This window comes from Dolichospermum lemmermannii CS-548, from assembly GCF_028330815.1.
GTDB lineage: Bacteria > Cyanobacteriota > Cyanobacteriia > Cyanobacteriales > Nostocaceae > Dolichospermum > Dolichospermum lemmermannii.
Window position 1 is genome coordinate 1 of sequence record NZ_JAQMTJ010000037.1, and the last position, 4851, is coordinate 4851.

The window sequence follows — 4851 nt, forward strand, 5'->3', positions numbered from 1 at the left end:
CTAATAGTAAATACATTTCAAAAAATTAATTTTTTGAGAAATTTTTGGTGTGGGCTTTAATTCTCAATAACCAATACTTATTGACAGAACTGTTACTGTTACGTACTTTTAGACTTTTTATTTACATCGAACTCAGGTTGACTCAGTGCCAAAGATTTTTCCACCATAGCTTGGGGATCAACATCGCCATAAGCTACCGCCAAACCGGGACAACCATCCCGCCATAGCCGCAGGGCTGTCCCCTCAGCTTGACTGGTTTCTAGTTGTTTGAGACGGTTGGCTTCAAAAAAAACTGGTCGAGAAAGCGATCGTGATTGATACACTTCCGCAGCCTCAGCACCAGACTTGAGGGCAAGTTCTAGCAGTTGTTGAGCCAATGTATCTTGTAACAAATTTGCAGAACCCATGTCCCTTTATGAATTATGGATTTTGGATATAAATCGCTTAATCGTCGCAGTCTATTATCCCATTAGCGTGTCATCAACTTACCAAATTTCAAATAATGGACAACTGACCACTGACAACAGACCACCGACAAATTAGGGCAAATTGATTTCTTGTAATAGCCAAAATCCCGCAAAATCTTGAGATTGAGGATCAGACTGGACACCAATAAAATGCACCCCATTAGCTTGTTCCTTAGCTACAGTAAAGCCCTGTGCTTCTGCTAAAAGTTCGGGAGTGCGGATATTAGCCACAACCCAACTTTCCGTAGCCCCCGTTTCTAAAATCAGGCGATTTCCTTGCTTAGTGTCAAAGTGCAAATAAGCCATTTCTAAACCAGACATCCAACCTGCTATGGGTAAAGCCCTGGGTGAGAAAATCAAAATTCCCGGAATCCGAGTTTCTGGGCGTAATTCCGCCAACTCTAGGGGAAAAGCTTCACCAAAGCCAATTTCCCAATCCGGCATTTGAGCCAAATCACTAGCCTCTAAAGTCACAAAAGCCCATTGTTTTCCTTCTAAAGCATCTGGTAAACGTTGAGGTAAGGGCTTATCCAAACGCACAGAAGGATTGGCTACTCCCTGATATCCCGGTTCTTGGGGGTAGACTTCCTTCATGCGCTGCTGTATCCACTGATTAAGAACCAAAGTCCGCCGACTTGGTACAGCGGGTACTCCCACATCTTCACAGGATTTTGTAATCATGTTATTCATTTGGCGGCGGAAAAAGCGGATTTTGGTGGGGGAAGCACCGGCTTCTTCTATCGCTTCCTGGATTGCTGTCCGTAGCCAACCCGAATTTACCTGGGTACTTGGGCAATATTTAGCATAGCGAAATAGAGAATCCGTTTGTGTACCAATATCTACAGGACTTTCACACACTAACATTTCCCATACTTTTTTCTGATTTTCGTCCAAAATCGGACGGGAGTAAAAATCGAGTTCCCAATACATTTTTCTCTGGCTGCCCATGTTTTAGTGGTAAAAATCTGATGACTTGATATTTTGTGATTTCCTAACTTTACCAACTTACAGGAGCATTGGTAATTGGTCATTGGTAATTGGTAATTGGTAATTGGGAAAATTATTCCCTGTTCCCTGTTCCCTAGTCATACAGCGGTTTCCGCTCTTATGAGGTACAAAGTTGAATCATGAAACTCTTGTAGTGCGGGCATCTTGCCCGCTAGATAACCTCATAACACCGGGAAGTGCTGTAACGACAATTTTTAACGCCAACCTACTTAATTTTGATCCTGATTTTTGAATTCATCAAACTTAGCCCGAACCACCTGTATATCTTGCCACATTAACCATTTAGGCTTTCCTTGTTCCCGTGAAGGGTTACGCAACAAGTAAGAGGGATGAAAAATAGGCATACATAAACGCCCTTCCCACTCTAACCATTGACCGCGAATTTTAGTAATCGGGCGTTTGTCGCCAATGACACCTTTCACAGAAGTTGCACCTGTTAATAAGATAATTTTGGGGTTAACTAGGCGAATCTGCTCAAATAAATATGGTTTACAAGCAGCAGCTTCTTCATTAGTTGGTACACGGTTTTCCGGTGGTCTACACTTGCAAATATTGGCAATATATATATCTGTTTCTGTACTTAAATTTACTGAAGCTAAGATACTTTCTAGTAATTGTCCTGATCTACCTACAAATGGTAAACCTGTTTCATCCTCATTTTTTCCCGGTGCTTCCCCAATAATCATAATTTCCGCTTGGAGATTACCACGGCCGACCACAGCATGAGTCCGGTTTTCACTTAATGCACAACGCTGACAGCCATTGCAATGTTTTGTCAATTCCTCTACATTGTCATAAGTTCCCGGCGGAATGGGAATTTTATTACTGGTAGTAATTAGCTCTTTTTGGTTTAAGCTAGAGTTATCAAATAAACTAAGTTGAGTTTCATGCTGCATGGAATTTAGAATGGTAACTGGAAACTCCAGAATATTAACGCAAATATTACCACCCATCCTATCAATTAATAGACAGAATTAGATTGGGGCTTTGTCTACCCTTTTTTCCAGACAGCACACTCTAATTAATCAAGTTTTAAAGCATTAACTGGCACATCATCCCAAGATTTAACTATCCTTAATTTGGCAATCCAGCCCTCTGCCTTTTGAGAGTTTGTGAGATTAGTCTTAAACGATTCATGACAATCCTTAGCCTGAGATTCATCACAAGAGGCAATACAGGCGTGAATCAGCCCAGAAGGATCAATTTGTTCATTTACCCAAATATTCATAGTTTATCTTTTGAAAATATCGTGTTAAAACCGCCATCTTTAATTTTATAATGTTTATTGAATTTATGTACAAGAATAGTTAACAGGGAAAGAAGCGTGATAGATATAGATATGGAAATACCTGATTGTCAAAATCAAATATTAGTCCTATATTTAACCGAGTATTTAATATCACCAGTTCCTCCCAATTCCTTCCTAATCCCATGAGTGCAGAAATTATTTGCGTTGGTACAGAAATGCTGCTAGGAGATATCCTCAACAGCAATGCCCAATATCTTGCCCAGCAGTTAGCACAGTTAGGCATTCCTCACTACTATCAAACCGTCGTCGGGGATAATCCAGACAGACTCAAAGAAGTGATAGAAATTGCCGCTTCCAGAGTACAAATTCTCATTTTCACCGGTGGTTTAGGCCCCACACCCGATGATCTCACCTGCGAAACTATCGCTGATTTTTTTGGCGTATCTTTAATAGAACGAGCCGATATTATCGAAGATATAACCGAAAAATTTGCCCAACGGGGACGAGTAATGTCTGCCAATAATCGCAAACAAGCCTTAATTCCCCAAGGTGCAGAAATTTTACCCAACCCCACAGGAACAGCACCGGGTATTATTTGGCAACCTCGTCCGGGATTAACTATTTTTACCTTCCCTGGTGTTCCCAGCGAAATGTATCGAATGTGGACAGAAACCGCCGTACCTTTTCTGAAAAGTCAAGGTTGGGGAAAAGAAATTATTTATAGTCGTAGTTTAAGATTTTGGGGAATTGGAGAATCAGCTTTAGCCGAAAAAGTAGCCCCTTATTTTGACTTAACTAACCCCACAGTAGCCCCCTATGCGGGCAAGGGAGAGGTGAGACTGCGAATCTCTGCTAAAGCCACAGACGCAACAACCGCAGAAGCTTTAATTACACCCATTGAAAAACAACTCATAGAAATTGCTGGCTTAGATTATTACGGCATTGATAATGACACCCTCGCTGCTGTTGTTGGTAATTTATTAAAGTCTGCGGGAGAAACCCTATCTGTCGCTGAATCTTGCACCGGTGGGGGACTGGGGCAAATGTTAACAGAAACTTCCGGTAGTTCTGATTACTTTTGGGGTGGAGTAATTTCCTACGACAATTCCGTAAAAATTGGACTATTAGGGGTCAACCCAGAGGATTTAGAGGAATTTGGGGCAGTAAGTGCGACAGTAGCTGAACAAATGGCTATTGGTGTTAAAAATCGGCTCTCAACTACTTGGGGATTAAGTATTACAGGCATTGCCGGACCAACCGGGGGAACCCAAACCAAACCAGTGGGTTTAGTCTATATTGGTTTAGCTGGTCCTGGCAACGAAGTAACAAGTTTTGAACACCGCTTCGGAACAATTCGGGGACGGTCTTTAATTCGTTATGTGAGTGGAAATGCAGCTTTGGATAATCTGCGGCGACAGTTGCAAAAAAGGCTAGTACCGCAGGGCGGAAGTCAAAAGTCAAAAGTCAAAAGTCAAAACTAATATACAGTAGGCTTTTGGCGATTGAATATGGTTGCTTTATTTACGCCGTGATATACTAGTACCCCAGGGCGGAATTAAAAATTAAAAAACCAGATTACACAGTCCTTGTATCTGCTCAATAAATGGGGGCGGACTACCTATTCGGGAAGGATTTTACGCCATTTGAGGCTTGTCATTGAACGATTTACCCCGAATTATTGAGCGGTTACCAGTCCTTTTCCCTATTTTTAATGATGCCTTACTTACGATTTAGATGTCTATTGTATACTGGGTTTCTGTGACTCAGTATTTACACTTCGTGACAGTTTAATCCAGATAATGCTTGACAATAGCTAATGAAGAGGGTAGAGTTATGACGGTTATAGAGGTAAAGTTATGACGGTTATAGAGTTAAACTTTTGACGCAGAATTCATAAAACCTCGGGGTAAGTGGTAAACTCACCGGCTTTAGCCCTGAAAGTATCAATATTAGTAGGTTGTTTCATTTTCAAGTTTTTTAATGGACTTATAACCCACATTCCGCACCCCAAACTGTCACAGATCAAAAAAGCCCTTAAAGTAGTACATAATAACTAAAGTCAATTCAAAAATTAAGATGCTTAATGAGAATAAGTAGCATTAAAAGGGACGTGGTGTGATAAAGTGA

4 protein-coding genes and 1 pseudogene are annotated in these 4851 nt (G+C 41.0%); 1 reads left to right on the forward strand and 4 read right to left on the reverse strand.

Annotation, left to right across the window (positions count from 1 at the left end):
- Window positions 1-137: 137 nt before the first annotated feature.
- The 4 genes and pseudogenes from PN450_RS01905 to PN450_RS01920 form a co-directional block, all read right to left on the reverse strand.
- Window positions 138-407: pseudogene (locus PN450_RS01905) on the reverse strand (PmbA/TldA family metallopeptidase); the annotation flags it as partial.
- A gap of 132 nt (window positions 408-539) precedes the next feature.
- Window positions 540-1397, reverse strand: a complete 858-nt coding sequence (locus tag PN450_RS01910; RefSeq protein ID WP_371260343.1) for a Tab2/Atab2 family RNA-binding protein — start codon at window positions 1395-1397, stop codon at window positions 540-542.
- A gap of 287 nt (window positions 1398-1684) precedes the next feature.
- Window positions 1685-2371, reverse strand: a complete 687-nt coding sequence (locus tag PN450_RS01915; protein ID WP_271835253.1) for a uracil-DNA glycosylase — start codon at window positions 2369-2371, stop codon at window positions 1685-1687.
- Window positions 2372-2496: 125 nt separating this feature from the next.
- Complete coding sequence (locus tag PN450_RS01920) at window positions 2497-2703, reverse strand: glycogen debranching protein (RefSeq protein ID WP_168695498.1); 207 nt, start codon at window positions 2701-2703, stop codon at window positions 2497-2499.
- A 203-nt stretch (window positions 2704-2906) separates the two neighbouring features.
- On the opposite strand from PN450_RS01920, the gene PN450_RS01925 reads away from it, so the two are divergent.
- Window positions 2907-4205 carry a competence/damage-inducible protein A gene (locus tag PN450_RS01925; protein WP_271835254.1) on the forward strand — a complete coding sequence of 433 codons (1299 nt, stop codon included), beginning with the start codon at window positions 2907-2909 and terminating at the stop codon, window positions 4203-4205.
- Window positions 4206-4851 lie beyond the last annotated feature (646 nt).